5 protein-coding genes and 1 riboswitch are annotated in these 4,578 nt (G+C 33.4%); of the genes, 3 read left to right on the forward strand and 2 right to left on the reverse strand.

What is annotated here, in order from left to right:
- From ylqF to CI949_RS17235, 3 genes are all read left to right on the forward strand, one after another.
- Positions 1 to 819, forward strand: an 819-nt coding sequence (gene ylqF, locus CI949_RS17225; RefSeq protein ID WP_290768638.1) for a ribosome biogenesis GTPase YlqF, incomplete at its 5' end; no start/stop codon positions are given.
- Complete coding sequence (locus tag CI949_RS17230; protein WP_089722711.1) at positions 809 to 1,681, forward strand: ribonuclease HII; 873 nt, start codon at positions 809 to 811, stop codon at positions 1,679 to 1,681. The genes ylqF and CI949_RS17230, both read left to right, overlap by 11 nt.
- 95 nt (positions 1,682 to 1,776) lie before the next feature.
- Positions 1,777 to 2,223 (forward strand): QueT transporter family protein, encoded by a 447-nt coding sequence (locus CI949_RS17235; RefSeq protein ID WP_089722712.1) that lies wholly within the window; start codon positions 1,777 to 1,779, stop codon positions 2,221 to 2,223.
- Here CI949_RS17235 and CI949_RS17240 read toward each other — a convergent pair.
- Both CI949_RS17240 and CI949_RS17245 read right to left on the reverse strand, forming a co-directional pair.
- Complete coding sequence (locus tag CI949_RS17240) at positions 2,206 to 3,732, reverse strand: YifB family Mg chelatase-like AAA ATPase (RefSeq protein WP_089722713.1); 1,527 nt, start codon at positions 3,730 to 3,732, stop codon at positions 2,206 to 2,208. The genes CI949_RS17235 and CI949_RS17240 overlap by 18 nt on opposite strands.
- Positions 3,733 to 3,770: 38 nt before the next feature.
- The gene (locus tag CI949_RS17245; RefSeq protein ID WP_089722714.1) at positions 3,771 to 4,136 is read right to left on the reverse strand and encodes a YraN family protein; all 366 of its coding nucleotides are present in this window, start codon (positions 4,134 to 4,136) and stop codon (positions 3,771 to 3,773) included.
- Positions 4,137 to 4,320: 184 nt separating this feature from the next.
- Positions 4,321 to 4,502: riboswitch (cobalamin riboswitch) on the forward strand.
- Positions 4,503 to 4,578 lie beyond the last annotated feature (76 nt).

Genomic DNA, 4,578 nt, shown 5'->3' on the forward strand with positions numbered 1-4,578 from the left:
GTAGATATAGTAATCGAAGTTGCTGATGCTAGAATTCCAATCAGCAGTCAGAATCCTGATTTAAGAAAATTAATTAATGAACAGTCAAAAATAACAGTTTTAAACAAAAAGGATTTGGCTGATGCTGAGTATAATAAGCAGTGGATAAATTACTTTGACAGTAAAGCAGATGAGGAGGCAGTATTGCTTAATTCTCTAACTGGAGAAGGTGTTAGTGAGTTAAAAAGTATTTTAAATAATACCCATGACCAAATTGCAGCTAAACTTTCTAAAAAAGGTAGAAAACCCCGCCGCTTAAGGGCAATGATAATTGGAATTCCGAATGTAGGTAAATCTGCTTTAATCAACCTCCTGGCCGGCTCAAAAATTACTACTATCGGTAACAAACCGGGAGTAACCAGAGGTAGGCAGTGGGTTAATGTCAGTAAAAAGGTAAGACTGCTTGATACACCAGGAATTCTATGGCCTAAATTTTCTGATGAGGATAAGGCCTATAAGCTGGCTTTAACCGGAGCGGTAGATAATGATATTTTTGATTTTGAACTAGCAGCTTATAAGTTAATTGAATTTATAGTTAAAATAAATGGAGATCTTTTATTAGATGCTTACGGGCTTGATTATTTAGAAACACAGGCTTACGATATTCTGGCTGATATAGCTCGTAAAAGAGGCTGTTTAATGACTGGGGGTAAAGTTGACCGCAACCGTGCTGCCGGAATAGTAATTAATGATTTTAGAGACGGGAAATTGGGTAGAATCACTCTGGAAAAACCAGCAGAAGCAGCCGAACTGAAGGTGAAAACTAATAATGAAGAATGATCAAAATCTTAAAAAAAATAGTTTAAAAGAACAGGATACTTTAAAAGATTTTACTAAGACTAAGATAGCTAAACTTACAATTAAAGATGTTAAAAGATTAGCTTCTGATTTAGAAGTTGATCAAAAACTACCAGAAATAATAGAAATTTTAGAAGCTGATTCCCGCAAAGGAATTCAAAAAATTGCAGCTCAATTGGAGCGAAAGATTACTAAAAAAGAAGCAATCATTACTAAATGGGAGCAGATGAATGAAATTGAGTCAGGACTTTCTGCTCAGGGTTATCAGCTTATCGTTGGCATAGATGAGGCTGGCAGAGGTCCGCTTGCTGGTCCGGTAGTTGCTGGAGCTGTTATTTTAGATCCAGAGCAAAAAATTTATGGTCTTGATGATTCAAAAAAACTTTCCCGTCAAAAAAGAGAAGAATTATATGATGAAATTTATTCTAAGGCACACGTTGGAGTTGGCATGGCAAGCAGCAGTGAAATTGATAAATATAATATTAGAGAAGCCACTTTTGTGGCTATGAAGAGAGCAGTGAAAAATTTGCTGCCCAAATTAGACAAACATCCAGATATTTTATTAGTTGATGGAAACGCTCTGATTCCCAATTTAACGATGGAACAGCAGGCAATAATCGATGGTGATGCAGATGTTAATGCAATTGCTGCGGCATCAATAATTGCAAAAGTTAGCAGGGATAATATCATTTTTAAGTATGCAGAAAAATATCCTCAATATAACTTTAAGTCAAATAAAGGCTATGGGACAGCTGATCATATAGCAGCTCTAGAAAAATATGGGTCATCACCAATTCATCGGAAGTCTTTTGGTAGGGTACCTGATAAAGCACTTGAAAATTAAAATCATTAAAAAAGAACTAAATAAATGCGATAAATATATTATCTGTAAATAATTCATTTAAAATCTAAATAAGCTCTTGGAAAGGAGATAAGAAAATGGATACAAAAAAAATAGCCAGAGGAGCTGCTATAACAGCCTTATATGTTGTTATTACTTATTTTTTGGCACCTGTTAGTTTTGGACCAATTCAGTTTAGAGCAGCAGAAGCTTTGACAGTTTTACCAATAATTTTTCCTGAAGCTGTACCAGCTTTATTTTTAGGTGTAATGCTGGCTAATGTTATTGGTGGTCTTGGTATGGTTGATATAGTTGGGGGTAGTTTAGTTACCCTTTTAGCTGCTTATGTTACTTATAAAAATAGAGACAATATCTTTGCTTATTTAAGCCCGATTTTATTTAATGCCTTTTTAATCAGTATTTATCTCCATCTTTTATTTGATCTTCCTTACTGGTTAAATGTAATTCAAATTGGTCTAAGTGAAGCTGCTGTTGTCTTAATTTTGGGAGTTCCACTGGTTAAATATTTAAAGAAGCATTTCTGATTTTTCAGCATACCAGCGGAAATCTACCGCTTCAATTAAGTCTGATTCTTTAATCTGTTGATGATTATTTAAGTCAGCTATTGTTCTGGCAACCCTCATCAATCTGATATAACCTCTGACGCTTAATTTAAGCCTTTGATAAGCCTGGTCTAATATTTTTTGGCTTTTTTGATCAAGTTGACAATATTTTTCTATGTCTTTTAAAAGAAGTTCAGAGTTGTTGTTTAAATCTGTATTTTGATACCTTTCAGCCTGCATTTTGCGGGCTATTTCTATTTCATTAGTATAATTTTTGTCTTGGGCTGAAGGAGAAGTAGTTAATATTTCATCTTTCTCTGGTGGTAGAACTTCAATCTGTAAATCAATTCTATCTTTTAAAGGTCCTGATAATTTTTGTTGGTATCTAACAATATCTCTTTCTGAACATTTGCATTTTCGATTTTTAACTCCGGAAAAACCACAGGGACAGGGATTCATAGCTGCAATAAATTGAAAATTGGCTGGGAAGTAATAGCTGCCCTGCTGTCTTACAATTTTTATTCTCTTTTTTTCTAGAGGTTCTCTTAAATTGGCGAGCACACTGCTTTTGAATTCAGGCAGTTCATCTAAAAAGAGGACACCATTGTGGGCTAAAGATATCTCCCCTGGAACAGGTATATGACCACCACCAATTAAAGCAGCAGCTGTTATAGAGTGATGTGGTGCTACAAATGGTCGTCGTTTTTTTGTCAAGCTCAACTCGTCTAAATTATTGTTGATGCTGTAAATTGAGGCGGTTTCTAGTAATTCTTTTTTATTTAAAGGTGCTAATAACTTTACAATTGATTCTGCTAGAACTGTTTTACCACAGCCTGGTGGACCAATCAATAGTAAATTATGACCGCCAGCAGCGGCAGTGACAATAGCTTTTTTAGCATTTTTTTGACCCCGTATTTCAGAAAGATCAGTATAATCTATAACTGATTTCATTTCTGCTTTTGGCTTATTTAAAATACTTTCCTGATTATCTTCCAGGTTGTTAATGTCCCGCAAATGTTTGATTAAAGAGGAATTCAGATTCTTGACCAGAATTGATTCTTTTTGATTATTAGCTGGCAGTACAGCTTCTTTAAAATCGTTTTCTTGTGCAGCAAGCAGCATAGATAGGACACCTTTAACATGATTTACATTACCATTCAGATTTAATTCACCTGCAAAAAGTTTCTTATTTTTATTTTTGATTTTAATTTGACCTGAACATTCTAATAAAACTGCTGCTATAGCTAAATCAAAATGAGAACCATATTTATTGATATTTCCCGGAGCTAAATTAACAGTAATCTTTTTAACAGGCCACTCAAAACCGGAATTTATAATCGCTGAGCGCACTCTTTTGGCAGATTCTCTTACAGTTTTACCAGCTAAACCAACTATATTGAAACTGGGTAAGCCCCTAGAAATATCTATTTCAACTCTAACAATTTCTGACTTAACTCCGTGAATAACAGCTGAATAAAGGTATGAATACATAATTTTCTCCTTTCTCATGCCAGAAGATTAATGGAAAATTAGTTAATAATATTAATAAAATGTTTCAATTTGTCAATTTTTTTAGCAGCGGGGTCAATTTTTAGGGCAATTAAATCAAAGCGAATTGAACTTAAATGAATATTTTTTTCTGAAAAATAATAAATTGCAGCTCTTCGTATTTTGTGCAGCTGTTTATGATAAAGTGATTGGGCCAGTTCAATATAATTTTCTGAACTTCTGCTTTTAACTTCAACAAAAACTGTATAATTATTTTTAGCAGCAATGATGTCAATTTCCCCAAATTTATTTCTGTAGTTTCTCTCAACAATATAATATCCTTCTTTTTTTAAATACCTGACTGCGATTTCCTCACCTAAAATCCCAATTTTATTATGTAACGCCATTTTTAAAAACCCCCCTTTATTAGATATAATATATAATTATGTAAATATATAGAAACTCCTTTATTTTTTTATAATTTTTTTCACAAAGTTATATATTTGATCTGATCTCAAAAATTTTTAAAATAATTAGTCCTAATTTAAAGGACTTTTTAAAAATTACTAGAATAAAAGTAGTAGAAAAGAAAATAATGTTCTCTTTTTAGGTGCTTCTTTAAATGGAAGATAATAGGGAATCAGGTGAAATTCCTGAACGGGTCCGCCACTGTATATCAGTAGGCTGGTTAAACCACTCATTTAATAATAATGGGGAAGGTTAATCAGTAGAGCTGTAAAGTCAGGAGACCTGCCTAAAAGGATAACAGCCATCTTCGAGACAGGAATGGTTGTGGGCTATTTAAGTATTTATAGACACCCTCAATTTACCTGGGTGTCTTTTTCTATT

It is taken from the genome of Halanaerobium sp., assembly GCF_003070835.1.